General features: G+C 48.7%; 17 protein-coding genes. 13 read left to right on the forward strand and 4 right to left on the reverse strand.

The genetic code is table 11. The annotated features are described in order from the left end of the window. Nucleotides 1-447: 447 nt before the first annotated feature. Nucleotides 448-1599, reverse strand: coding sequence for a sensor histidine kinase (locus HPT30_RS11475; RefSeq protein WP_175371522.1), 1152 nt, complete (start codon nucleotides 1597-1599; stop codon nucleotides 448-450). 170 nt (nucleotides 1600-1769) lie between these two features. On the opposite strand from HPT30_RS11475, the gene HPT30_RS11480 reads away from it, so the two are divergent. The 9 genes from HPT30_RS11480 to HPT30_RS11520 all read left to right on the forward strand — a co-directional run bounded on the left by HPT30_RS11480 (nucleotide 1770) and on the right by HPT30_RS11520 (nucleotide 13099). Continuing rightward, nucleotides 1770-2705 carry an ABC transporter ATP-binding protein gene (locus HPT30_RS11480; protein WP_175371523.1) on the forward strand — a complete coding sequence of 312 codons (936 nt, stop codon included), beginning with the start codon at nucleotides 1770-1772 and terminating at the stop codon, nucleotides 2703-2705. An 18-nt stretch (nucleotides 2706-2723) separates the two neighbouring features. Next, entirely contained in the window at nucleotides 2724-3896 is a 1173-nt protein-coding gene (locus HPT30_RS11485) for an ABC transporter permease (protein WP_175371524.1), read from the forward strand. After that, nucleotides 3889-5049, forward strand: a complete 1161-nt coding sequence (locus HPT30_RS11490) for an ABC transporter permease (RefSeq protein ID WP_175371525.1) — start codon at nucleotides 3889-3891, stop codon at nucleotides 5047-5049. The genes HPT30_RS11485 and HPT30_RS11490 overlap by 8 nt, the downstream gene beginning before the upstream one ends. A 187-nt stretch (nucleotides 5050-5236) precedes the next feature. Further along, on the forward strand, nucleotides 5237-5644 hold the full coding sequence (locus tag HPT30_RS11495) for a BlaI/MecI/CopY family transcriptional regulator (RefSeq protein WP_175371526.1): 408 nt from the start codon (nucleotides 5237-5239) through the stop codon (nucleotides 5642-5644). Continuing rightward, nucleotides 5641-7842 (forward strand): M56 family metallopeptidase, encoded by a 2202-nt coding sequence (locus HPT30_RS11500; RefSeq protein ID WP_175371527.1) that lies wholly within the window; start codon nucleotides 5641-5643, stop codon nucleotides 7840-7842. The genes HPT30_RS11495 and HPT30_RS11500 overlap by 4 nt, the downstream gene beginning before the upstream one ends. A 47-nt stretch (nucleotides 7843-7889) precedes the next feature. Continuing rightward, complete coding sequence (locus HPT30_RS11505; RefSeq protein WP_175371528.1) at nucleotides 7890-9098, forward strand: hypothetical protein; 1209 nt, start codon at nucleotides 7890-7892, stop codon at nucleotides 9096-9098. Nucleotides 9099-9247: 149 nt separating this feature from the next. Beyond that, nucleotides 9248-11497, forward strand: a complete 2250-nt coding sequence (locus HPT30_RS11510) for a M56 family metallopeptidase (RefSeq protein WP_175371529.1) — start codon at nucleotides 9248-9250, stop codon at nucleotides 11495-11497. Nucleotides 11498-11689: 192 nt separating this feature from the next. Then, complete coding sequence (locus HPT30_RS11515) at nucleotides 11690-12844, forward strand: cation:proton antiporter (RefSeq protein ID WP_175371530.1); 1155 nt, start codon at nucleotides 11690-11692, stop codon at nucleotides 12842-12844. 66 nt (nucleotides 12845-12910) lie between these two features. Then, nucleotides 12911-13099, forward strand: coding sequence for a hypothetical protein (locus tag HPT30_RS11520; RefSeq protein ID WP_175371531.1), 189 nt, complete (start codon nucleotides 12911-12913; stop codon nucleotides 13097-13099). An 88-nt stretch (nucleotides 13100-13187) separates the two neighbouring features. Here the strand turns inward: HPT30_RS11520 and HPT30_RS11525 are convergent, their stop codons facing one another. From HPT30_RS11525 to HPT30_RS11535, 3 genes are all read right to left on the reverse strand, one after another. Then, a complete protein-coding gene (locus tag HPT30_RS11525; RefSeq protein WP_175371532.1) occupies nucleotides 13188-14873 on the reverse strand; it encodes a methyl-accepting chemotaxis protein in 1686 nt (561 codons plus the stop codon). Between the two features lie 269 nt (nucleotides 14874-15142). Next, nucleotides 15143-16003, reverse strand: a complete 861-nt coding sequence (locus HPT30_RS11530; RefSeq protein WP_175371533.1) for a flagellar motor protein MotB — start codon at nucleotides 16001-16003, stop codon at nucleotides 15143-15145. After that, nucleotides 16000-16788 (reverse strand): flagellar motor protein, encoded by a 789-nt coding sequence (locus HPT30_RS11535; protein WP_175371534.1) that lies wholly within the window; start codon nucleotides 16786-16788, stop codon nucleotides 16000-16002. Before HPT30_RS11535 ends, HPT30_RS11530 begins: the two co-directional genes overlap by 4 nt. 177 nt (nucleotides 16789-16965) lie before the next feature. Between HPT30_RS11535 and uvrB the strand changes: the two genes are divergently transcribed. The 4 genes from uvrB to HPT30_RS11555 all read left to right on the forward strand — a co-directional run bounded on the left by uvrB (nucleotide 16966) and on the right by HPT30_RS11555 (nucleotide 25359). Next, a complete protein-coding gene (gene uvrB / locus HPT30_RS11540) occupies nucleotides 16966-18957 on the forward strand; it encodes an excinuclease ABC subunit UvrB (protein WP_175371535.1) in 1992 nt (663 codons plus the stop codon). Nucleotides 18958-19182: 225 nt separating this feature from the next. Further along, nucleotides 19183-22056: an excinuclease ABC subunit UvrA gene (gene uvrA / locus HPT30_RS11545; protein ID WP_175371536.1), complete on the forward strand. Its 2874-nt coding sequence runs from the start codon at nucleotides 19183-19185 to the stop codon at nucleotides 22054-22056. Nucleotides 22057-22375: 319 nt separating this feature from the next. Beyond that, nucleotides 22376-22585, forward strand: a complete 210-nt coding sequence (locus tag HPT30_RS11550; protein WP_066378701.1) for a DUF2759 family protein — start codon at nucleotides 22376-22378, stop codon at nucleotides 22583-22585. A gap of 221 nt (nucleotides 22586-22806) precedes the next feature. After that, entirely contained in the window at nucleotides 22807-25359 is a 2553-nt protein-coding gene (locus HPT30_RS11555; RefSeq protein ID WP_175371537.1) for a U32 family peptidase, read from the forward strand. Nucleotides 25360-25559: the final 200 nt, after the last annotated feature.

The following is a 25559-nucleotide window of genomic DNA, read 5'->3' on the forward strand; positions in this document are numbered from 1 at the left end:
CTCCTTTAATCTGATTTTCGGCTAAAAGCCGTTCTTGCCGCCAGAGCTCTTTAAATTGTACTGGTATTCACGCATAAAACCTAGAAACAGCGTATGCTTTCTACATAGCTTTCCTAGGGAAAGCGTTTATCTATCACAAAATGAGTTCTTACTTCGCGCTTCGTTATGTAACGGACTCCAGAGACTTTATTGCCTATCGATTCAAGCACTCCGAAAGATAACGGACCCCAGAGCCCCTATGGGCAGAAATCCTGTTCATAATCAGCTGTTTAGGAGGGAATAACGTCATCTGAGTCCATTACATGTTCCAGGAGCAACTTGATGCGCAAATAAAGACGTTATGGTCCGTTAGCTCCCCTGAGTGAGCTTCAACCTGCTGAACCGGGTGTTATGAAGAAGTTGTTTTGGCAAAGCTCTGATTATGATATTGAGCCTCAACTTATATAGCTAAAGTATTTCAGGATGCTTATATACAGGTAGTCGAGTGATCAGGGTGAACTCTGGTTCCAGCCGCAGCTCCAAGGTGCCACCGACCAAGGAGGTTCTCTCTTCCATGCCTTTTAGCCCCATGCCGCTTCTACTCTGCAATCGGTTCTTATCATCGGGTACCAGGCCATTGTTGCTAATCTCCATGATTACCTCGTTGGGTGAATAGCCAAGTCTGATGGAAATCGCTGTGGCCTTGCCGTGTCGCAGCCCATTAGTGATAGCTTCGCGCGCATTTTTATAAAGCACGACTTGCAGACTTGGGTAGAGCTGGAACGGCATGCCTTCCACCTTGTAGGAGGTGACTATTCCGGTATCGCGGCCCGTCTCCTCCAGCAGTCTGTCCAGTGCGTAAGCACCTTCGAGCTGAGGCGCGTAGTTAATACGCCTAACAGCTGCACGCATATCATCCATGCTGGCTGCGAGCTGGTCGCGAATCTGAACCATGAGGGCCATTCCAGTGTCAGGGGAAGAAGGGAGCGTATGAATGGCTGCTTCCATCATCATTTTCACCCGAATCAGCCGATGTCCAATATCATCGTGCAATTGGCGGGCGATCCGCACTCGTTCTTCGGATTGGGCGGTATTCTCGACTTGGGCCGCGAATTGCTGAAGCCGGGTTCGGGCCTCATCCAACTCGAAATGCCGCTTGCGCAGCTCATCATAGAGAAACAGCGTTTCGGCCTGCCCATGCTTGGCTCGGTGCAATAATACCATGAGACAAGCAGCCAGCAGGAAGGCGAGATTGATGGAAGCGATCGCAAGCTGTGAGCTAGAATGAAAGGCGGTGTTAAGTGCGATCAGGTGCACAGTAATAAAGACCACCGGCACCAGCCGCGGCTTAAGCTGTGAGTAGAGCAGTAGGGAAGATATAGCGGGAAAGATCATCAATGGGCCATATTGAATACACAGCCAGGCTGTGAATAACATCTCAATGCCGCTGAGCAATGCCCTAAAGGCTAGAGGCAGTTGTCCTTCCATCACGACCAGCAGCAAAAGAATCAGCAGGTGCAAAGTGAACAACTCGTAATCGGCATATTCCTGAATATGCATCGTTATCAGCGCAGGGATCACAATAAGTCCATAACGCAGCAATGTCAGCTCTCGGTTCACAGCGGTGCCTTCCTTTTGTTCATTTTATATTACTTAGCATAGCATACAGACTGTGAATTTCAGGAGATGACTTTAGTCACCTTCATAAAGTGACCTTCCGTACCTTAACTTCTATGCTTCCCGCGATACAATAAAGACATAACAGTTTGAATTGACAGGAGAGATGATGCATGGCACTTGCGGTACTGACCGATGTAGTGAAACGATATGACGGCAAATTGACAGTGGACCACTTGAACGTCAGCATTCAGGAGGGAGAAATCTTCGGCTTGCTAGGTCCGAATGGTGCAGGAAAAAGCACAACGATCAGTATGCTCTGCGGTCTCTTACCTATAGATAGCGGTAGTATCGAGGTAGATGGTATTTCGGTAGCAGCGAATCCTATTGAGGTGAAACGCAGAATCGGGCTAGTACCGCAGGACCTTGCACTCTATGATGTCATGACGGCAGCGGAGAATGTAACGTTCTTCGGTAAATTATACGGATTGCGCGGCAAGCTGTTGAAGGAACGTGTGGAAGAGGCATTGGCTTTTACCGGGCTAAGTGATCGGGCGAAGGATAAGCCGTCTTCTTTTTCCGGGGGAATGAAGCGCAGATTGAATATTGCCTGTGCCATTATGCATCGTCCGCGGCTGATTATTATGGATGAACCGACGGTGGGGATTGATCCCCAGTCACGCAATCATATTCTAGAATCGGTCAAGAAACTGAACCAGCTGGGTTCTACGGTGATTTATACCAGTCATTACATGGAAGAGGTCGCTGCTATTTGTGATCGGGTGGCGATCATGGATAAAGGCCATATCATCGCCTGCGGTACGGAGAAGGAGCTGCGGGAGCGGGTGGCGCGTGAAGAAAAAATCGTGATCAAAGCAAGCAATATCAACCCTGGGCTGATTCAGGAGCTTGGTCTGCATCCTCGGATCAACCGGGTAGAGGTTAGGGAGGATGTTGTGGAGATCTATCTGCCGTCCTCTCAAGGCGAACTTCAGGATATCTTGTTTATTTTCGCCAAGCACGAAGGAATTATCGCTTCTCTGCATGTCGACGAGCCTAATCTGGAGACACTGTTCCTGAGTCTGACCGGACGGTCACTACGGGATTAATGGAGGTGGGATAAAAGAATGAACACATGGACCATTATGACCTACGAGCTTCGCCGGCTGTTTCGTTCAAGATCGCTTCTGCTGAATCAGTTCTTGCTGCCCCTTCTGCTGATCTTTTTGCTCGGCACCTCATTGTCGGGGGTAGTAGGCAATCAAAGTAACCAGACCATCCACTCTGTTCGGGTTGGTGTAGTGAATCTACCGACCAAGAACACGTCAGAATCGGCACTCGTGGCGGATTTCCTGGCAACACCTGAGCTACAAGATATCATCATTCCTATATCTTTACCAAGCCGAGAGGCGGCAGAGAGCGGGCTCCGAGCGGGGAAATATGGATATGCCGTCATAGTACCCCCAGGTTTTGACCAGAAGGTACAGAACGGGGAGCAGGCTCAGCTGGAGTTTATCCTTGGCAAAGATCATACCAACAACCTGGTGGCCGGTACGGTGTTCGATAACTTCGTCGACCATATCAATGATATTCAGGCGGCTGCATCGATTTTGGGTCCAGAAAGTCTGGCGGCGTTTACCCCTTCGAATGAGGATACTCTGTCCCCCTTGAAGTTAGGAGAGCTTGGAGAGGACGGGGGCTCGTACAGCGCCACCCAGTTCTATGCGGTATCGATGCTTTTAATGTTCCTGCTCTATTGCGGCCTGACCGTTAATATTTCGTTGTTCAATGAAAAGGAAGAACATACATTGTTTCGTTTGAATTCCATGCCCGTCAAAGGCTCCCAGCTATTCATTGGAAAAATGCTTGGTGTGGGTACGGTCTCTATCGTACAATGTTCGGCTATTATTCTGCTATCGCATTGGCTGTATGGCGTGTATTGGGGTAACCGTCCAGTTCTGCTGATACTATTCTGTCTATTGATGATTATTGCGTCCATGACGCTATCTATCGTAGTGTCGATGTTTTTCAAAAGCGGTGCAAGTGCCCGCAGTGTGATTACAGTACTTACCGTCTGCATGACATTTCTGAGCGGAGGAATGGCTCCTCTCCCCGAATCCTGGGTCAACACTGTGGGGCCGTTCACGATTAACCATTGGATGATGCAGGCGATTCTAGGCATGATGCTGCATGTAGATGTATCCAAGATTATGCCCAATCTGTTAGCTATGGCGCTGATCTGTGTTGTCCTGTTTGGCGCCGCCCTGAGCTCATACCGGAAGGTGGGTTACCATGCGTAATATCATGACCATTGCCTGGAATATGGCGAAGCGGACCATCGGTTCCCGTTCCGGGCTGCTGATCTATATTATTTTGCCTTGTATTGTGGTGTCGGCAATTATAACGACCACAGGCAGCTCGGGTGAGGAACCTGCTATTGTGCTGTATGCCAATCTGGATAGTGGCGCAGGTGGACAGCATGTGATTGCGGAGCTTGCCGCTACCGGCGATTACAAGCTGGTCCAGACTTCTGGCGAAGCGGAGCTAAAGGCCAAGGTTACGGATCAAAAAGGAACGGCTGGCGTGTTCATTCCCCCTGGTTACACGGAGGACTTGCTTGCCGGGAAGAAGCCGCAGATCAGCTTCTACGAGTTAAAAATCTCGGAGAGCTCTATCATGCTCCAGCGCAAGGCCGAAGACATTGCCGGGCGGATGGGCAATACAGCTGAAGCTGTGCGGACGGCTAACGCAGCCGGCGGCAATGCTGAATCTAAGTTCTCCGCAGTACTGCAGCAGGCTGAACAGCACCAGGTCGGAAGTAAGCGCACCGATTATAATCTGTATCCCCGAGCGGAGCTGACTAGTGTCACCGGGTTTACATTGCTGTTCCTGATGGGGCTTGTGACCAGCTCCGTCTCCATCATTGTCAAAGACCGCAGAGACAGAACTATGATGAGAATGTTTAGTGCTCCAGTGCACGCTTATGAGATCGCTATAGGCAACTTCCTGGGTAGTTTCCTGGTCGGGCTCATTCAGATCATCACGTTACTTACGTTTACACGTGGAATCCTTGGGTATGATTTCGGGGTTCCACTATATCTCTACTTCCTGGTTTTGGCCGCTTTTATACTGGTATCTATGGGCATTGCCAGCACCATCACAGGGCTGGTTCGCAACCAGAACAACACCGGCATGCTGAACGCTCTCATCCTAACACCTACCTGCATGTTAGGTGGCTGCTTCTGGCCGATCTCCATCATGCCGGATTACATGCAGAAGATTGCTAACTTTGTTCCGCAAAAATGGGCAATGCAGGCGGTTAATGTCGCCGCAACCGGAGGTGGCTGGTCTGAATTATGGCTCCCGTTCGCCATTTTGGGCCTCATGGCTGCCATACTGCTAGCCATTGGATCAGCGACACTCCGACCTAATGAGGCGGGAAGCGGAGTGTAGTATAGGCTAACCACTCTAAACCGATAACTAACATACCGTTTCTCCTGAGAGATAACTTTTGGGGAGCGGTTTTTTTTCTTTTGAAGAAACAGGAAATTAAGGGTTTGACTTTTTAAATCTACAAATGTAATATTATCCCTGAGATTAGAATTACATTTGTAGATATAAAACAGAGGAGGCAACACCTATGACCCCTGTACCCAAAATATCCGAATCAGAGTGGGAGATTATGAAGATCATTTGGAGTGATCATCCCATCACAGCTGAACATATTGCCGCCACGCTGCCCGATGACATCCAGTGGAGTGAGCAGACCGTGCGTACGTTTATCACAAGGCTTCTAAAGAAGAAAGCCATTGGCTATAACAAAGAGGGTCGAACCTACCATTACTATCCCTTAGTTTCCGAGAAGGAATGTGTGAAGGCAGAAAGTCAGTCCTTCCTGCAACGGGTATTTGGCGGGGCTGCGGATCTGATGGTGACGAATTTTTTGGAAGAGGCCGTATTGTCCGAGCAGGAGATTGAAGAGCTGCAGCGGATTCTTACCGAGAAAAAAGACCGTAAAGGGAACACTTCAACGGGTGATAAAGGATGAACGTAGTCTATTCGGGCTTTTCAGCCCTAATGGAGTCCACCATTGCTGCCAGTATTGTCATACTCCTTATTCTGCTTATTCAGTCAGTGTTTCGAAAGGCACTTAGCGCCCGCATTCGTCACCTGCTGTGGCTGCTTGTCATTATTCGTTTGCTGGTGCCGGTGTTCCCGGAGAGCAGCTTGAGTATTTTCCACGTGTTGGACTATAGCCGTACGTTTCAAGAGAAGTTGTGGCACCAGAGTGAAAGGGCGGAGCTAGAAACGATAGTTCCTTCGCAACAGCTCTCCAAGTCGCCGCTTCCGCAAGCTAGTATCACAGAGGAGATCAATGCTATTTCGCCAGAAGAAGGAGAGCTGTTGCCGCCTAAAAGCTTTACAGAGACGGCAGCAGCAGGCACCGTACCGCTTGTCCTTAGAATTGCGACTATTATCTGGTGCATAGGGATGATTGTGCTGCTGCTTAATCTTTTGCTTTTCATGGGCTGGATGGCCCGTTTGCGCAAGCAATTGCTTCCGGTGAGCGATTCCGGCGTATTGGCAGTTCTGGACGAAGTCAGACGTCACTACAAGATAGCCAGGAATATTCCGCTCTATACAGGGCACTCCACTCCAAGTCCTTACTTATCTGGATTGCTGCGACCATGGATTTACATCCCGGAGCGGGCTATCCGTGAGATGAACTCAGCAGAGCTGTATCACATTCTGGCCCACGAGCTTGCACACTACAAGCGGAAGGATATGCTGTGGAATTACCTCGGGAGTTTGGCCGCCGCTATCCACTGGCCGAATCCGCTGATCTGGGTAGGTATGCGCCGTATGAAGGGAGATAGGGAACTGGCCTGTGATGCTTACGTGCTGGAGAAAGCGGGCGAAGAAGAGGCTGTGGCCTATGGGATGACGATGATCAGCTTTTTGCAGCGCTATTCTGCTACCGCAGAGCCCCGGGGGCTGCTGTACTTTTCCAATCCTCGCGGGCGACAAGAGCTCATTAGGAGGATTACGATGATCAAATATTATAAAAAGGGTTCGTATCGTATTTCGATGATAACGGTTCTATTAATTATTTTACTCAGTGCAATGACTCTGACTAATGCGTCAGGAAGTCCCATCAGTGAACCGGTAAAGGCCAATGACAAGCTTGCAGAGGCTGCTGATTTTATACGATATAATCGTCTTGACCGGATAGTGAAAGCAGCAGACTTTACCTTTGAAGCACCATCCGTACTCCCTCCCGGCTTTCAATTCGCTGAAGGAACGCTAATGAGGACAAAGACCTCTGAACTCTTTGAACGAGTAACGTTGACATTTGTAGATAAGAGGAAAGGCCAGCAGCAACAATTTTTGCTCGAAGCGGGCACATTTAAAGGCCCGGAGAAGATGACAGATATCACAATAGACAACATTAAAGAGCTTTACGGCAAGACCACATTAGAAATAGAACAAAAGGATTTGACGATTCAGGGACTGAAGGTTCGCCGAATCAACGCATCGATCAGGGGAGATATAAAGGACTCCTCGTACCTGTGGGAACGTGGTGGAGTAAGCTACAGGCTCAACTCAAGAACAGCCAAGCTCCTGGAACAGGAAATCCCTGCGTTGATTGCTTCCATGAAGCTTCCAGACGACAAAGTGAAAAGTTCGTATATCAATAAGGATTTGTTGACCGTTGATGTGATTCAAGGGGAGGATTTGAAGCTTGCTGCTGCTGAAATTGGCGCTGCTCCTAAATTCCCGTTGCAAGTATCTGATTTCACAGTAAAGTATTCTTTTATGACCAAAAAACTGAACTTCAGTGCTAAAAATGCCTCGGCACGGGTGCTGTTGAGCCAATATGAGAGTAAGGCCTCTGGTAACGGGGGCAACACGCAAGGCTTCACACTGCTTCAGGTCAAGGATGATGGACAGTTTGAGACCTTTAAAGCCAACAGGCAGGCTATATTTAACCGGATCGATGGTGGTGGAGAGCTAATTGTCCCAGTGTCGCTTGCCTCTATGAATGGGATGGAGGTACTGATAACGGCCCCCTATAACATAAGTCCTGATCTGGACCCGGGCAAGATGGTCACGGAGCGGACTTCATATTTCTGGCTAGACAGCGGTGTATGCTATCAGGTTGTGTTTAATACAGGACAGGTTAAGGATCGGGAATCTGTGGTCGCTGCACTAATCAAGATTCCGCCTATTCAATTCAAAGAGTAGGACTAACAACGGTAAAACGAGTTCATGTGAATATTAGGAGGCTTACGATGATCCAAACATTTAAAAAGGGCTCATATCGAATTTTTATCGCCACAGTTCTGTTTACTACCACGCTTAGTGTAGCAGTTAGTCTACCCTCTGCTTCTGGAAGCTCGCTGTCGGTTGCAGGCGTTAACACTCCCATTAAGTCTAACGACAAGCTCATACCGGAACCGGAATTCATCAATTATAATCGGCTTGACCGGGTAGTGAAACAAGCAGGCTTTACCTTTGAAGTACCATCCGTACTTCCTCCCGGCTTTTATTTCAATGAAGGGACGCTAGTAAAAAGTAAAGGGTCTGCAGCATTTGATCGGGTAGCGTTGACATTTAAAGCGAATAGCGGGAAATATCAGCAGCAACAGTTTGTACTCGAAGCAGGCAAATTTAAAGGTGCGGAGAACATGACAGATACGATCAAAGAAAATATTAAGGAGCTTTACGGCAGTTCCAAATTCGAAATAGAAGAGAAAGATTTGACGATCAAGGGACTAAACTTTCACCGGATTAATGTAACTATACAGGGAGTTGTGAAAGATTCCTCGTATCTGTGGGAACGTGGTGGAGTCAGCTATAGGTTGAACTCCAGAACGGTAGCTCTCTTGGAACAAGAGCTTGCAGTGTTGATTGCTTCCTTGAAGCTTCCAGATGACAAAATGAAGAGTACGTATATCAATAAAGATCTGTTAGCTGTCGATGTTGTTGATGGGGAGGATCTGAAGCTTGCTGCTTCCGCGATTGGCTTCACCCCGAAACTTCCATTAAAAGTGTCTGATTATAAGCTGAATGGGGCCCTTGTGACTAAGAAATTGAATTTCAGTGCCCCAAGAAATGCTAAAGACGCATTAACAAGGGTGCTGGTGAGTAGCTATGAGAACCCGGTTTCTTATGACGGGAAGAATCCGCAATGGTTCAAGCTGCTTCAAATTAAGGATGATGGCCAGTATGCAACCTTTAAGGCTAACAAGCAGGTGGTTTTCTATGAGGCCCCAGGAGAGCAGAATAAAGTCTCCGCGTCATTGGTAACTATTGCTGGTAAAGAGGTGCTCCGGACGGCTCCCTACCCAGTTGCAATGTTTGGTACGGAGGCGGTCGCTTATTTCTGGGTAGACAGCGGAGTGTGTTATCAAGCTGTGTTTAAAAAGGATCAGGTAAAAGATCCTCAAACTGTAGTGGCAGCACTGATTAAGACCCCGCCTGTTCAATTCAAAAAGTGAAGATAACAACTTATAATCAAGCTATTTTTCAGTTTGAGAGGAGCACGAAGCATTATGAATGCTATACGAATCATTTTCAAATCGGAATGGGAGAGTATCGAATGGAATACGTTGACGCTCAAGGAGAAGATCTTCCTCGGTGAGCAAGGATGAACGTACTCTATGCGGGATTTGCAGCTTTTCTCGAATCCACTCTCGCAGCCAGCGTAGTGATTCTTGTCGTACTGGTTCTTCGCAGGGTGTTCCGGCAAACGCTGGCCCCGCGCATTCGGCACTGGCTATGGTTGTTGGTCATTATCCGGTTGCTGCTGCCGGTATTTCCGGAGAGTCCAGTTAGTATTTTCAAAGTGGTGGACTATGGCCGGTACGTCAAGGAGACGCTACTACCTTCTGCAGAGCAGATGGGGCAACATCAAACTATGGGGGAAAGCCAGTTGTCTTTACCTTTGCCGGAAGAGGGGGTGCTAAATCAGCCGAGTGCTGCCTCACAGGAACAACAGGGAATTTATCAAGGCACTGGAAAAGATGAGAACGCTGCTTCTAAACAATTTTCAATGCTGATGAAGGTTATGGCGATCGTGTGGTCCTCGGGCACCCTCATCCTCTTAATCCATCTTGTGGTGTTCGCAAGACGTATGGACCGTAGGAGACAGCAGTTGATCCAGGTGACTGAGCCCCATATTCTGAATCTTCTTGATGAAGTAAGAGAGGTATTCAAGATATCCCGGCCCCTACCGCTCTATACGGGTACTTCTTTGGCAAGTCCCTATATTTCTGGTCTGCTGAAGCCGTGGATCTTTATTTCTCAGTCGTTGCTTCGGGAGATGGATTCAGCACAGTTATCCCATATTCTAGCGCATGAGTTGGCACATTATAAGCGTAAGGATATGCTGTGGAATCTGCTCGGAAGTATCGCCGCCGCGATTCATTGGCTCAATCCGCTGATCTGGTTCAGCATGAAGGCGATCAAGGCCGACAGAGAGCTGGCTTGTGACGCCTATGTACTGGAGACAATGGGCGAGGAGGAAGCTCCAGCCTACGGAATGACGATGGTTGCTTTTATGAAGCGTTACTCCGCTACAGGGCGTCCACCGACATTGCTCTATTACTCGAACTCCCGTCGCCGGCAAGAACTTGTCAGGAGGATCTCCATGATTAGCTCATTTAAAAAAGGGTCCTATAAAATCTCTATGACTGCCCTCTTATTCATCGTAATTCTTGGCGCAGTTACACTTACCAATGCTTCAGGAAGCGCGGTCCCTGTGGGAATTAACGATCCGAAGATCGTTAGTAATGATATACTTCCAGCTCATGGCAGCCGGCAGTATAACCGATTGGACAGAGCGGTAAAGAAAGCGGGATTTGCCTTTGAGGCGCCGGCTGTGCTCCCTATGGGTTATGGACTGAAGATGGCGCATCTCTCAGCAGCGGGTGCCAATAAAGGCACGGATCTTATGAATAGTGCTACCCTGACTTTTGAGGCCGGAAGTGGGAAATACAGGACAGGGCAAATTATCCTGGAGGCGTTAAAACAAGTGCCAAGCGAGGGGATATATACTCTTGAGGACATGGCAGAGAAGCTGAAGCAACGAATTAATGTTATTCGTGAAAATAAAGCTCAAATACAAGAACAGCAAATTGTAATTGGTGATTTAAATATTCTCCAGATCCATGCCACTGAGGATAATCGCTTGAAAGATATCTACTATTTGTGGGAGCGTAATGAAATCGGTTATAAGCTGGACCTTGGTGGTGCTTCGCTAACCGAAGAACAGTCGGAATCATTAATAGCTTCCATGAAGCTTCCTGATGAACGGATGAAAAATACTTACGTCAATAAAGATCTACTGATTGTTGATATCCTTGACGTGGAAGATCTGGAGCTGGCAGCTTCGTCCATAGGTTTTACACCTAAGTTTCCCTTGAAAGTATTGAACTATGAACTTGAACGTGCCAATGAGACCAGCAAAATCAACTTTAGTTATCCCGAGAATGAACAAGACGAGTTGTCACGAGTGCTCTACAACAGATATGTTGATGAAACATCAAGTGACAACGAGCATTCGGCACGGTTCACTTTTGCACAGATCAAGGATAATGGATTATATGCAAAGATGAGGAATAACGGGCAGGCCCTCTTTGAGCGAATTGATCGTGGCCAGGTTCAGGTACCGGTAACACCGGTCATTGTAGGGGGGCAAGAAGTATTGCAGACAGCTCCCTATAAAGTTGACGGAGAACTAAGCGCACCACACGAGCCTGATTTTATCAGCTACTTCTGGCTGGAGCAGGGAGTATGCTATCAGGCAGTATTTAGCAACGCGCAGGTACAGAATGAACAGGACATTGTGGCTGCATTGATCCGGTCCCGACCAGTGGATCTTGAAGAGCTAAGATAATAACGCACAGTCACTAAGGGAAGACAACGACAACGGCGTAAACTCATGTTATAATTAATGTACATGTATTTAATTGCATATTTTATTGCTATTAGGAGGAGCCTGTCACCAAGGGCTCCTCTTTGTCTTTTTTAGGACATCATTAATCTCATAGGAGGGGCCCGGACAGAGAAAAAAGGAGTGGGAGAAACCATGCAATTTATTCTTTATCTGATGTTGATTTTGTTATTTACTAAGTTGGCCGGGGATTTTTCTGTAAGACTGGGACAACCAGCAGTACTGGGCAAGCTGATCATCGGGATTGTTCTAGGACCTGCAGTGCTAGGTTGGGTACAGGATGGGGAGTTCATTCATTATATGTCGGAGATCGGCGTGCTGTTGCTGATGTTTATAGCCGGTCTGGAGACGGATCTGGAGCAGCTCCGCAAGAACTGGAAATCGGCTTTTGCTGTGGCAGTGGGTGGGATCATATTACCCTTTGCAGGTGGCTTTGCTATAGGAGAATGGTTCGGTTTTGCTGACCATAATGCCTTGTTTATGGGAGTCATTTTGAGTGCGACCTCTGTGAGCATCTCTGTTCAGGTTTTGAAGGACATGAACAAGTTGAATTCGGGCGAAGGTTCGACGATACTTGGCGCTGCCGTAGTGGATGATATTCTGGTAGTGATTTTACTGGCCGTGTTGATGAGCTTTTTCGGTACAGGGGCGGAAGTGTCTATCGGACTTCTAATTGGTAAAAAGGTACTGTTTTTTGCCATCGCAATCATCGCGGGTGCCTTCCTGGTTCCAAGGCTAATGAAATGGCTTGCTCCACTTAGAGTTACTGAGGCTACGATTACTGCAGCGCTCGTGATCTGCTTTGGTTATGCGTACTTTGCTGAATTGCTCGGGATGGCCGGGATTATCGGCGCTTTTGCTGCTGGTATTGCGATTGCCCAGACCTCATTCAAACATACGGTAGAGACCAAGATTGAGCCCATTGCATATTCAATTTTTGTACCGGTATTTTTTGTGAGTATCGGATTGAACGTAACCTTTGCTGGTGTAGGAGGACAGATTGGTTTTGTCGTGCTGCTTACTGTTGTCGCTATTCTGACCAAAATGCTGGGCGGAGGTCTTGGGGCGCGTTTGACCGGATTTAACACCCGTTCCTCGGCAATTATCGGCGCAGGTATGATTTCAAGGGGTGAAGTTGCCTTGATTATAGCGGCTACTGGACTGCAAAGTGGGCTGCTGCATCCAGAGTATTTCACATCCGTAATTATTGTAGTGATTGTGACAACCCTTGTCACTCCACCGCTACTGAAATACATGTTCCGTGAGCCCGAGAAGGTGACAGGTGAGTAAACGTAACTGTGAATAATTGCATATAAATGTTATAATTAAGAAAACTTTGCAAAAGGAGCTGACGTTATGTCCGATAATCACAACATACCGCCGCAGTCTCCACCAATGGACCCTTATGGAGCCAAAGCGAATTTTGATGTCAACGAAAAGAAATTGCATCTTGAAGGTCCTCCAGGGTTCATAAGACAAGTGACGAACCTCCTAATCCTGGCGGGAATTATCGCGTTTATTGTTTTTGTAGTGAGAATTTTGTGATGAAATCATCAACTGAATCTGAAGAGCGAACGGGTGTATGCCCGTTCGCTCTTTGTTGTTAAATGAATCTCTCGGTGCGATAACGTGCCTAAACCTTGAATCTGTCGATTTGACTATGTAACCGTTCAGCCATTTGGGATAGAGATGAAGCAGAGGAGAAGATTTCTTCCATAGAGGCCAGTTGCTCCTCTGTTGAAGTGGAGATCTCTTGAATGCCTGATGCGGATTCATGAGCGATCGTAGATATAAATTCCATTAAACCGTTGACTTGTTCTGAACTTGCAGACATCTCTTCTGCAGCAGCAGCAACCTCTTGAATTTGAGACAATACTCTTTGTACCGACTGATCGATATGTTCAAATGATGTGCCTGCCATATGTACCACAAGAATACCTTCATCCACTCCCTGTATGCTGGCTTCCATAGATTGTGCTGCGTCCTGTGTTTCCTGTTGTATAGTTGATATTAGTTCGGCAATCTGGCGTGAAGAATGGGAAGACTGTTCAGCTAGATTTCGAATTTGGCTTGCCACTACTGCAAATCCTCTGCCCTGTTCTCCTGCCCGTGCAGCTTCAATTGAAGCGTTTAATGCGAGCAAGTTTGTTTGTGCGGCGATACCGGTAATCATTTTAACAATTTCCCCAATGTCTTGGGATCTCTTCTCCAACCCATGAATCACGTTTGATAGATTTTTGATGGTTTGGTGGATGGAGCTCATCTGATCCATCACCCGCTGGATGACCTGGCTGCCTTCAAACGATTTTTCTGCGGCATCAGAGGCAGAGGAGGAGACATTTTGCGCATTGGCAGCAATATGCTGTGCGCCTGAGGACATTTCATTGACGGCTAGTACACTTTCTCTGACACTATGAGTCTGTTTGTTGGATCCGGTGGCCACTTCTTCTATGAAGGTAGCAATTTGTTCTGTCGCTACGTTGGTCTGTTGAGCGCTTGCTGTCAATTCTTCCGAAGCAGCGGCTAAATGCTCGGCGCTGGTAGTGGTCTGGGCAATCAGTTCCCGAAGGTTCGTTACCATTTGATTGAAGGATTTAGTTAAATCACCGACCTCATCCCGGTTCTTCGTCTCGATGGCTTTCATAGTCAGGTTGCCCGAAGCAATTTCTTTGGCAGCGTTAGCTATAGAAACAATGGGTTTGGAAATGATTCTGGAGATAAAGATTCCGACAAGAATAGCCAGAAGGAAGGCTGCGATACTAATAATCATAATTGCCCTTTTGATTGAGGCAACCATCGCCGAATTGTTTTGAGATCCCTCATCAACCAGCTTCTGCTGTCTGTCAGCGATAGTGTTTGCAAGCTCCTGCATATCCCGACCAATCTGAAGTACATCAGCAGAGGATTTTATTCCAGCTTCTTTATTTGAGTCTATTAATGCAGCAACCTTGGTAGCATCTGCGTTGAATTGTTGATTCAGTTCCTGCAATTTTTTGATGTCGTTTTTATCGATATCCCGCCGTACCATACTTAAAGTGGCGGTCGCTAGTTCTGACATTTTCCCATTCACATCATGCAGCTTATCAAGCTGCTCTTTGTCCTGGTTAAGCATATAATCGCGTAAACTGCTCATTTGCTGTATAGAGTCTGCTCGGATATCTTTGGAATTAGCTAAAATCTTCTCTCGCCTGCTAACCAGATCGGTGTACGATTCATCAATCTCCTGTAAATAGTAAAAAGATATGAAACTGATAAATCCTAAAAAAATTGCAATAATTAAAAAACCAGTTAATATTTTGTTGCTGATACTAAACTTCATAAGTCATCCCCTTTTGAAATCAACTATTCCTCACAATTCGACAATAACACGATTTTCCATTCTTGAAAAGTCGATTTATTAGGTTGTTATCGGAAATTATGAATGAGTTTAGATAGGGGTGATAATTCGCATTAGTGAAAAATTAGATCTTTATGCTCATAAAAATAGATGGGGTTGCTAATTAAGTATGAGAAAAGCTCCCGGCCGTTTAATAGGCGGCGCGGGAGCTTTTGTTACTTTCGTATATATACTATACCTGCATAAGTCCGTTATTTGCCCTGAAGCTGGCGCAGCACGATAATCTCTACGCGGCGGTTCTTCTGCCGTCCGGCTTCGGTAGAATTGTCGGACGCCGGGCGCGTATCGCCATAACCCGCGTATTGGAATGTACTCGGCGTTAGCCCTTCTTTGTCCACAAAGTAACGCAGGACAGAAAGGGCCCGGGCCCCGGACAACTCCCAGTTGTCGCTATAACGGGATAGCTTAGAGAGTGGCATGTTGTCGGTGTGGCCTTCAATGCTTATAGTAGCACCGATTCCGTGGAACAGACCTGACAGCTGCTTCAACGCAGGAAGGGCAGGGGCCTTAAGCGCCGCGTTGCCAGGATCGAATAGAAAACGGTCACTGAGTGTGATCGCGATGCCTTGCGGCTTATCAGCTACAAAGATCTGGTCGCCCAGATTATTGTCCTTTACATATTTGGTGATCACGCCCATCAGTTCGGCAAGCCGGGCTTCCTGCTCGCGAAAAGCCAGCTCTCGATCTGAAGGTTTCAAGTTGTCCGACTTCGTTGGGGAAGGTCCTTCGCTGGACTCGGCTCCGCCTGCGTCCTGCCCTTTTCCCGGTTCCGGACTACCTGGTTGCGACTGCCGGCCTGGGCTGGTGCCGTTTAATCCTTTTTGCCCATCCAGAAGACCGTTACCTCCGCCTGGTAAGGCACTCCCGTTCTTGAAGGTTTGGGATAACGAGCCAGTGACGACATTATACTTCTCCGTGTCCAGGCTGCTCATTGCATAAAGAACAACGAAAAAAATAAGCAGTAGCGTAATAAGGTCTGCGTAAGTGATCATCCAGCGGTCACGGCTGTCCTGTTCGGTTCCTCTCTGTTTTCGGCGATTTCGCTGTCTCATGAATGGCCTCTTGAGCGGATAGACTCAGCGGGAGCTGGAGCCGAATCATTAATGAAAGAATTCATCTTCTTGCGCACCAGTTGCTGATGTTCCCCGTTACGAAGTGCGAGGATACCGACGAGCAGCATTTCCATAACATGCAGCTGCTCCTGGCTGCGGGATTTGATTTTGGACGCAATGGGTAAAAAAATAAGATTGGCGCTGGCAACCCCATACAGCGTTGCCGTAAAGGCGACCGCGATGGAGGGACCTAGGCTTGAAGGATCAGTTAGACTTCCTAGTACGTGAATCAAACCCATCACCGTACCGATGATGCCCATAGTAGGCGCATAGCCTCCGGCTGCCTCAAAAATCTTGGCATAGCTTTCATGTTTGGCTTCCAGAGCGTCCATCTCCAGCTCCAGGATTTGCCGGACCTGCTCAGGGTCGGTACCGTCGATCATGAGTTGCAGGCCTTCGCGGGTGAAGGGGTCAGGATGCTCCTCTGCCCTTTTCTCCAGAGCAAGAACCCCGTTGCGCCGCGTAATCGCTGCCATTGCAATGATTTCTTCGGCTTTTTCTTCAGTGTTTCCGGCGTTTTTGCCAAAAGCCAGCGACAGCGCTGCAGGAAGGGTGCGCAATCTGGATGCCGGAAAGCTGATCAGTATAGCTGCAAACGTTCCTCCAAACACAATGAGGGCGGCATTCGGCTGTAGCAGGCCGGTGAGGCTTCCGCCTTCCCAGAAGAAGCCGCCGATCATGGCCGCGAGTCCGGCTACAATACCGATTATTGATGTAATATCCATGCTGCATGCTCCTTAAATTTCTATATATTATGGTTTGCAACGTTACCGTCAACACTGTATAATGAACGGGAACAAGTATTCTTATCTTCCAAATTTTATCACCATCGTATGAAGAGCTTATTTTCAGATAACAATAATATATTAATATATTTTAGTCGATAGAGGGGAGACGGGCAAATGAGTGATATTGTCCTCAGCACGAAGACTTTTGAACTGGAGTCCGAATATACACCCCAGGGCGATCAGCCTCATGCCATAGAGGAATTAGTAGAAGGCATCCGGCAGGGCAAGAGGCACCAGACGCTGCTGGGAGCGACAGGAACGGGAAAGACCTTTACCATCGCACAAATGATTTCGAAGCTTAACCGCCCCACACTGGTGATCGCACATAATAAGACATTGGCTGCACAGCTTGCGAGTGAGTTTAAGGAGTTCTTTCCTAGTAACTCGGTAGACTATTTTGTCAGCTACTACGATTACTATCAGCCTGAAGCCTATATTCCTTCCTCCGATACCTACATTGAGAAAGATTCCAGCATAAACGAAGAGATAGATAAGCTGCGTCACTCGGCGACCAGTTCTTTGTTCGAACGTCGTGATGTAATTATCGTGGCGAGTGTGTCGTGTATCTATGGCCTCGGCTCGCCGCAGGAATACGGTGGGTTGCTGCTATCGCTGCGGGTTGGCATGGAGAAGCCGCGAAACCAGATTCTGAGCCGGCTTGTGGATATTCAGTATCAGCGTAATGATATGAATTTTGTACGCGGCACCTTCCGTGTGCGGGGCGATGTCATCGAGATCTTCCCGGCGTCGCAAGGGGAGCATGCCATCCGTGTCGAATTGTTCGGCGATGAGATCGAGCGTATCACAGAGATTGATGTACTGACAGGTGAACTGATCGGTGAGCGCGATCATGTCGCTATTTTTCCGGCATCTCACTTTGTAACGAAGGAAGAGACTATGAGGGTGGCGCTCGTCAATATTGAGCGTGAACTGGAAGAGCGGCTGACTGTGCTGCGCGATGCAGGTAAGCTCTTGGAAGCACAGCGGTTAGAGCAGCGTACACGCTATGATATCGAGATGATGAAGGAAGTGGGCTTCTGCTCCGGGATCGAGAACTATTCTGGTCCGCTTACCTTCCGGGAACGGGGGGCGACCCCCTATACTCTATTGGATTATTTTCCGGATGACATGCTTATTGTCATAGATGAATCGCATGTGACGCTGCCACAAATCCGGGCGATGTACAATGGTGACCAAGCGCGCAAGAACGTTCTCGTAGACCACGGGTTCCGTTTGCCGTCTGCGCTTGATAACCGTCCGCTCAAATTTGAGGAGTTCGAGGGCAAGGCAAGCCAGCTTGTATATGTGTCGGCTACACCGGGACCGTATGAAAAGGAGCATTGCCCAACAATGGTGCAGCAGATTATCCGGCCTACAGGCCTGCTGGACCCTATTATTGAGGTTCGTCCAACCGAGGGTCAGATCGACGATCTGATCAGCGAGATTCACGATCGTATCGCCAAGGATGAACGGGTGCTCGTCACTACTCTCACTAAGAAAATGTCGGAGGATCTGACCGATTATCTTAAAGAAATCGGAATCAAGGTCCGCTATATGCACTCTGATATCAAAACCTTGGAGCGGATGGCCATTCTACGCGATCTCCGTCTGGGTACGTTCCATGTGCTCGTGGGGATTAACTTGCTGAGAGAAGGTCTGGACTTACCAGAAGTATCATTGGTTGCCATTCTCGATGCCGACAAGGAAGGGTTCCTTCGTTCGGAGCGGTCGCTCATTCAGACCATTGGTCGCGCCGCGCGGAACTCCGAAGGACGGGTACTGATGTACGGTGACCGAATCACGGACTCTATGGATAAGGCAATTAGTGAGACCCAGCGCCGTCGTTCCATTCAGATCGCTTATAATGAGCAACATGGTATTACACCAACAACGATCCATAAGCGGGTACGTGATGTCATCGAAGCAACGAAGGTTGCAGAATCGAAGGCTGACTATCTGACCGGAGCGGGTAGCAAGATGAACAAGAAAGAGCGTCAGTCTCTAATGCAGCGTCTCGAAGCCGAGATGAAGGATGCGGCCAAGAACCTACAGTTCGAACGTGCCGCAGAGCTTCGTGATGCCTTGTTGGAGCTGCGTGCCGAGTAGTGGTGTAAAGTCGCTCTTTTTTACGATAAAAGAATATTATTTGAACGGTGCTATCCCAGGCCGTTCTTTTTAGATCATTCCTCTGTACGGCTTTCAGTTCAGTCGATCCATTCCGCACAATCCCACCCATCACTACAGTTTCTTGAGCGATATCCTGAGAGTTTTAGCTGTTCGGGTCTAGCCGGAAGGTTAAGTGGGGTGGGTGAACTCTAGGAGGTTATAGTGTTGGCGAACGAAAATATTGTAATTAAAGGCGCTAGGGCGCACAATCTTAAAAATATAGACGTGACGATCCCCCGTGACCGCTTCGTCGTGCTGACGGGACTTAGTGGTTCCGGCAAATCGTCGCTGGCGTTCGACACGATTTATGCTGAAGGGCAGCGACGTTACGTTGAATCGCTGTCGGCCTACGCACGCCAGTTTCTGGGACAAATGGAGAAGCCAGATGTAGACTCCATCGATGGATTGTCGCCAGCAATCTCCATCGACCAGAAGACCACTAGCCGCAACCCTCGTTCCACGGTAGGGACGGTCACAGAAATCTATGATTACCTGCGGCTTTTGTTCGCACGTATCGGTCATCCGCATTGCCCGGACCATGGTATTGAAATCACTTCGCAGACAGTTGAACAGATGGTGGATCGTATTATGCAGTATCCAGAACGGACACGTCTGCAGATACTGGCTCCTGTGATTTCAGGACGTAAGGGAGAGCATAAAGGTCTTTTCACGGATATTTCCAAGCAAGGCTTTGTTCGCGTGCGCGTGGATGGTGAATTGCGTGATGTGAGCGAGGATATCGAGCTGGAGAAGAACAAGAAGCATACCATCGAAGTAGTTGTGGACCGGATTGTCATCAAGGAAGATATCGAGACCCGGCTGACAGATTCCATTGAGACTGCGCTGAAGTTGTCGGGCGGCAAAATCCTCGTTGATATTATTGACCAGGAAGAGTTGCTGTTCAGCTCCAACTTCGCATGCCCAGTCTGTGGATTTAGTATCGAAGAATTGGCGCCGCGGATGTTCTCTTTCAACAGCCCGTTTGGAGCTTGCGGTGAGTGCGATGGTCTTGGTGTGAAAATGGTGGTCGATCCTGATCTGTTGATTCCAGATACGGGGAAATCTATTGAAGACGGGGCCTTCCTGGCCTGGACCGGAAGTACCTCCAATTACTACCCGCAATTTTTGAAGTCTGTCTGTGAGCATTTTAATATTCCGCAAGACATACCGGTAAGCGAACTAACACCGGATCATATGGATAAGCTGTTGAACGGCACCGGTAGTGAGAAGATACGCTTCCGTTACGAGAATGATTTTGGGCAAAAGAAAGATGCTTTGGTTGCCTTTGAAGGTATCATTCCCAATCTGGAGCGTCGCTACCGCGAGACGGCTTCGGACGGGATCCGTGAGTTCATCGAAGGGTTTATGAGCGCGAAGCCTTGTCATGTCTGCAAAGGTAAACGCCTCAAGAGAGAGATTCTGGCAGTGACGATCAATGATCGCAATATTGCTGATGTTACGGATCTTTCTATTGGTGATTGCGAGCATTTCTTTGAACATGTTGTTCTTTCTGAGAAAGAGCAAGCGATTGCCAACTTGATTCTCAAAGAAATCAGCAGCCGTCTCGGCTTTTTGGTAAACGTAGGCCTGGATTACCTGACACTCAGCCGGGCAGCAGGCTCCTTGTCCGGAGGGGAAGCACAGCGTATCCGGCTGGCGACTCAGATTGGCTCCAGCCTCATGGGCGTACTGTATATTCTGGATGAGCCGAGTATTGGGTTGCACCAGCGTGATAATGATCGTTTGATTTCTACCCTTGCGCATATGCGTGATCTTGGCAACACCTTGATTGTGGTAGAGCATGATGAGGACACGATGATGGCTGCCGATTATATCATTGATATCGGCCCAGGTGCAGGGATTCATGGAGGACAAGTCATTGCTCAGGGTACGCCGGAAGAGATTATGAAGGACCCTAATTCCTTGACGGGAGAATATTTAAGCGGTCGGAAATTTATCCCTGTCACCTCCAAGCGTCGTCCGACGGATGATCGTTGGCTGGAGATCCGTGGTGCTAAAGAGAATAATCTGAAGAACGTCAATGTTAAAATCCCACTTGGTGTCTTTACGGCTGTAACAGGCGTATCGGGGTCCGGCAAGTCTTCGTTGGTCAATGAGATTTTGTATAAGAGTCTCGCTCGCCATCTGAACAAAGCAGTGAAGGTTCGTCCGGGACTGCACAAGGAGATCAGAGGGCTTGAGAATCTGGACAAGGTGATTGAAATTGACCAGTCGCCAATCGGACGGACTCCGCGTTCTAATCCGGCCACGTATACCGGCGTGTTCGATGACATTCGTGATCTGTTCGCCAAGACTAATGAGGCTAAAGTACGTGGCTTCCAGAAGGGACGTTTCAGCTTCAACGTCAAGGGTGGGCGTTGCGAGGCCTGCCGTGGGGACGGAATCATCAAGATCGAGATGCACTTCCTGCCTGACGTCTATGTGCCTTGTGAGGTCTGCAAAGGCAAGCGATATAATCGTGAGACTCTGGAAGTAAAATATAAAGGCAAAAATATTTCCGATGTGCTTGAAATGACTGTGGAGGATGCGACGGAATTCTTCGTTAACATTCCGCGTATTCACCGTAAAATGCAGACGTTGCTTGATGTTGGTCTCGGGTACATCAAGATTGGCCAGCCGGGAACGACACTGTCCGGCGGGGAAGCACAGCGTGTGAAGCTGGCTTCTGAATTGTACCGCCGCAGCACAGGCAAGACTCTGTATATCCTGGACGAGCCTACTACCGGGTTGCATGTGGATGACATCGGCCGCCTGCTGGAAGTGCTACACCGCCTTGTAGACTCCGGAGAATCTGTGCTGGTCATTGAGCATAATCTGGATGTCATCAAGACCGCCGATTATCTGATCGATATGGGACCAGAAGGCGGCAGCGGTGGAGGAACAGTGCTGGCTACAGGCACACCAGAGAAGTTGATTACTGTTGAGGCATCCTACACGGGCAGATACCTGAAGCCCATCCTGCTCCGGGACACGGAACGGACCGAAGCTCTGCGATTGGAGACATCGGATATTAGCTAGAGGATGTATATTAAGTAGAGGGCCACGCGATAGCGTGGCTCTTTTTACATAGCCAAAAGAAGGGTAAGCTTATACAAGCTGAACAAAAAAAGTAAAAGCAAGCGAGATGGCACAGAGGGGAGAGTTTGGGATCATCCCTTTTTGTAAATGATGAAAATCATCTCTTTTAAGTGAAAAATGGATGAAAATTATATTATTTATGACATTTACCTCATTTTTTGCACAATACCTCTTGCGCAGCCCAAATGGTAGCGATAACATAGAAGGGAATATGGGAATAGAGGCGCTTGCTTGACAAAACTTTTGAGGAGGTATCGCCATGCTGCTTGCAGAAGCTGCCGCGCAAGAACCGTCTAAATTTCATACCTTTGATGTATTCATGATTTTGTTCACGATCCTCATCTTGGTTGGGGTGGTACGGCTGCTGAAGGCTCCGCAGAAGAACAAATTCGCCATTGCTTTTGGTGCAGTGAGCTTGCTTGTCTTCGTCGTTTCCGATTATGCCATGGTGATGAACTGGTTGAGCTAGAATAAGGGAAATCCAGGATAACTGAAAAGTGAAGTCCGAAAGACTCCTTTACCGCCGTGGCGAAATAAAGGTGTCTTTTTATTTGCGATAGAAGCGGATTATGTACAATCGGGGTTATATTAAATATTGGCAAACACATGGCGAATAGGTGTGATTTTTGATACAATAAATAAGTTAAACGTATAGAAATGACCCGTCTTGGACGGTTTGGGAGGATATAAATGAAAGAGCAGGACATACGCAGAGAAGACGTGGAGTTGCTGGCTCCGGCTGGTGACTGGGACTGTATGCGGGCGGCTGTGGCGAACGGAGCGGACGCTGTCTTTTTTGGCGTAGAGAAATTTAATGCACGGGCTAGAGCGAACAACTTCCGCATGGACGAGCTGCCGGAGATTATGGCTTTTCTACACAGCTATGGTGTAAAAGGCTTTCTGACCTTTAATATACTTGTGTTTGAGAATGAACTACCTGAAGCAAAGGAACTGATCGATGCCTGCGTGGATGCGGGTGTTGATGCGGTGATTGTACAGGATTTGGGACTGGTTAAGCTGATCCGCGAGATCTCCCCGGATTTCCCGATTCATGGTTCCACGCAGATGACCATTACTTCGCCGGAGGCGGTTGAATTTACAAAGCCGTTCGGGATGGAACGTGTGGTACTGGGCCGCGAAAATAACTTGAAGCAGATTCGCATGATCGGTGATCAGGCGCGTTTGCCGATGGAAGTATTCGTTCATGGCGCGCTGTGCGTCTCCTATTCCGGTCAATGTCTGACCTCGGAAATGTGGGGCGGGCGCTCCGCCAACCGTGGGGAATGTGCTCAGGCCTGCCGTTTGCCATATGACCTGATGGTCGATGGTGAGATCAAACCGATGGGTGATGTGACTTACCTGCTCTCGCCGAAGGACTTGGCGGCTATCGAACTGATGCCAGAGTTGATTGAAGCGGGCGTAACGTCCTTTAAAATTGAAGGACGTCTTAAAACCCCTGAGTATGTAGCTAACGTGGTTAGCAAATACCGTAAGGCCATCGACCGTTACTTTGATGGTGAGTGGTCTGCGCCATCTAAGGAAGAAATGCGCGAGCTGCAGCAGAGCTTTTCGCGGGGCTTCACACATGGTTTCTTAGATGGGACGAACAATAAGAAGCTGGTTGACGGGACTTTCCCGAAAAGCCGTGGTGTCTACCTGGGTACGGTTGAACAAATTCTGCGCGACGGTGTAGTCTGCCGCATTCACGCACCGCTCAAACGCGGTGACGGGATTGTATTCGACGCAGGCGATCCAACAAAGAAGGAAGAAGGCGGACGTGTCTACGACTTGCGTCGTAAAGGCGTAAAGCTGGAAGGTGAAGCCGGTGAAGGCTGGGTTGTTGATATTATTGCTGGACGTAATGATGTGGATCTTCGCCGTCTGCATGTCGGTGACCGGATCTGGAAAACCAATGACCCAGCGCTGGACAAAGCGTTGCGTCAGTCTTACGAGACTGAGAAGCCATACCGGGTATTCCCGGTTCAGGTGAAGGTCAGTGGCCGCGCCGGTGAGAAGCTGGAGACTTGGTGGACGGACACGCAAAAGGGCGTGACAGTCCAGGTGGATTCGGAGCTTGCGCTGGAGACTGCGCAAAAGCGTCCGATGGACGCCGCCCTGCTGGAAGAACAATTCGGCCGCTTGGGCGGCACGGTGTTCCAGCTAGAGGCGCTGGAGTCGCATCTGGAAGGCGACGTCATCGTGCCTATGCGCGAGCTGAACAGCATCCGCCGCCGCGCGGTGGAGCTGCTTGCGGGCGAGCGCCCGAAACCGCCCGTCTACGTGAAACGGGCGGTAGAGGTCTACGGCGACGCGACCCGCAGGGGCGTCGCTGAAGCAGCCATCCCGGCTGTGCGGGATGGCTGGGGTGTGAGCGGCGCGGCAGGACTTACCGCGCTGTGCCGCAGCCTCCCGCAGGTTGAGGCTGCACTCAAGGCCGGCGTGAAGAACATTTACGCCGACTTTGAGTTCATCAAGCAGTTCCCGGCAGCCGTGGAGGCTGTGCGGGCTGCGGGCGCAAGCATTGCGCTGGCAACGCCGCGTATCCACATGCCGAACGAGAACGGCTACCATGCTAACATCCTGCGTCTTCAGCCGGATGCGGTGCTGGTGCGCAATACAGGCGCATTGTATTACTATCTGCGCCGCCGGATGGAACAGCCGGATGCTGTTCATCCACGATTGATTGGCGACTTCTCGCTGAATATCGCCAATCACAAGGCCGTTGACCTGTTCTTGGAAGCCGGATGCGATATGGTGACACCATCCTACGATCTGAACATTCAACAAATGGTGGATCTGCTAGGCCGCAGTGATACCTCGCGGATGGAGATCGTAATCCATCAGCATCTACCGATGTTCCACACTGAGCACTGCGTGTATTGTACCTTCATGAGCGAAGGAACAGACTACACGAACTGCGGACGGCCGTGCGAAGAGCATCGGGCGTCTCTCCAGGACCGGATCGGTATGTCCCACCCTGTACGTGTGGATGAGGGCTGCCGTAACACAGTGTATAACGCCGTAGAACAATCCGGTGCAGAGTATTTGAACAACTTCCGTGAGCTGGGAGTCTCCTCATACCGGGTAGAGTTCCTGGAAGAGACACCTGAACAGGTGGCTGAGGTAATCAGCTTGTACAGCCGTGCACTGCGTGGTGAAATCTCCGGCACCCAAGTATGGAAGAGCCTCAAGGCTACCAACCAGCTTGGTGTTACCCGCGGACAACTTGTGAATGCAAAATAATTAAAGATATACACAACAGGTGGACAAACACGGGAAATCTCCCGGATTGTCCGCCTGTTTTATTATAAGGGATTTGGGTGGATAGAGTATTCAGCAATTTTTAAGGAGCACTGAACTGCCATAAATGGGATATTACTGTTATAATTAAAAAATATATATGCTAATTCGTCATCTGCGAGATATCGAATTGATTATAATAG

This window comes from Paenibacillus agri, assembly GCF_013359945.1.
In the GTDB taxonomy this organism is placed as follows: Bacteria; Bacillota; Bacilli; order Paenibacillales; family Paenibacillaceae; genus Paenibacillus_AQ; species Paenibacillus_AQ agri.

Bases quoted from the DNA above. Each gene is read 5' to 3' on its own strand.
- HPT30_RS11480 (WP_175371523.1), top strand. From the start codon at position 1,770: ATGGCACTTGCGGTACTGACCGATGTAGTGAAACGATATGACGGCAAA.
- HPT30_RS11485 (WP_175371524.1), top strand. From the start codon at position 2,724: ATGAACACATGGACCATTATGACCTACGAGCTTCGCCGGCTGTTTCGT.
- HPT30_RS11490 (WP_175371525.1), top strand. From the start codon at position 3,889: ATGCGTAATATCATGACCATTGCCTGGAATATGGCGAAGCGGACCATC.
- HPT30_RS11495 (WP_175371526.1), top strand. From the start codon at position 5,237: ATGACCCCTGTACCCAAAATATCCGAATCAGAGTGGGAGATTATGAAG.
- HPT30_RS11500 (WP_175371527.1), top strand. From the start codon at position 5,641: ATGAACGTAGTCTATTCGGGCTTTTCAGCCCTAATGGAGTCCACCATT.
- HPT30_RS11505 (WP_175371528.1), top strand. From the start codon at position 7,890: ATGATCCAAACATTTAAAAAGGGCTCATATCGAATTTTTATCGCCACA.
- HPT30_RS11510 (WP_175371529.1), top strand. From the start codon at position 9,248: ATGAACGTACTCTATGCGGGATTTGCAGCTTTTCTCGAATCCACTCTC.
- HPT30_RS11515 (WP_175371530.1), top strand. From the start codon at position 11,690: ATGCAATTTATTCTTTATCTGATGTTGATTTTGTTATTTACTAAGTTG.
- HPT30_RS11520 (WP_175371531.1), top strand. From the start codon at position 12,911: ATGTCCGATAATCACAACATACCGCCGCAGTCTCCACCAATGGACCCT.
- HPT30_RS11525 (WP_175371532.1), bottom strand. From the start codon at position 14,873: ATGAAGTTTAGTATCAGCAACAAAATATTAACTGGTTTTTTAATTATT.
- HPT30_RS11530 (WP_175371533.1), bottom strand. From the start codon at position 16,003: ATGAGACAGCGAAATCGCCGAAAACAGAGAGGAACCGAACAGGACAGC.
- HPT30_RS11535 (WP_175371534.1), bottom strand. From the start codon at position 16,788: ATGGATATTACATCAATAATCGGTATTGTAGCCGGACTCGCGGCCATG.
- uvrB (WP_175371535.1), top strand. From the start codon at position 16,966: ATGAGTGATATTGTCCTCAGCACGAAGACTTTTGAACTGGAGTCCGAA.
- HPT30_RS11550 (WP_066378701.1), top strand. From the start codon at position 22,376: ATGCTGCTTGCAGAAGCTGCCGCGCAAGAACCGTCTAAATTTCATACC.
- HPT30_RS11555 (WP_175371537.1), top strand. From the start codon at position 22,807: ATGAAAGAGCAGGACATACGCAGAGAAGACGTGGAGTTGCTGGCTCCG.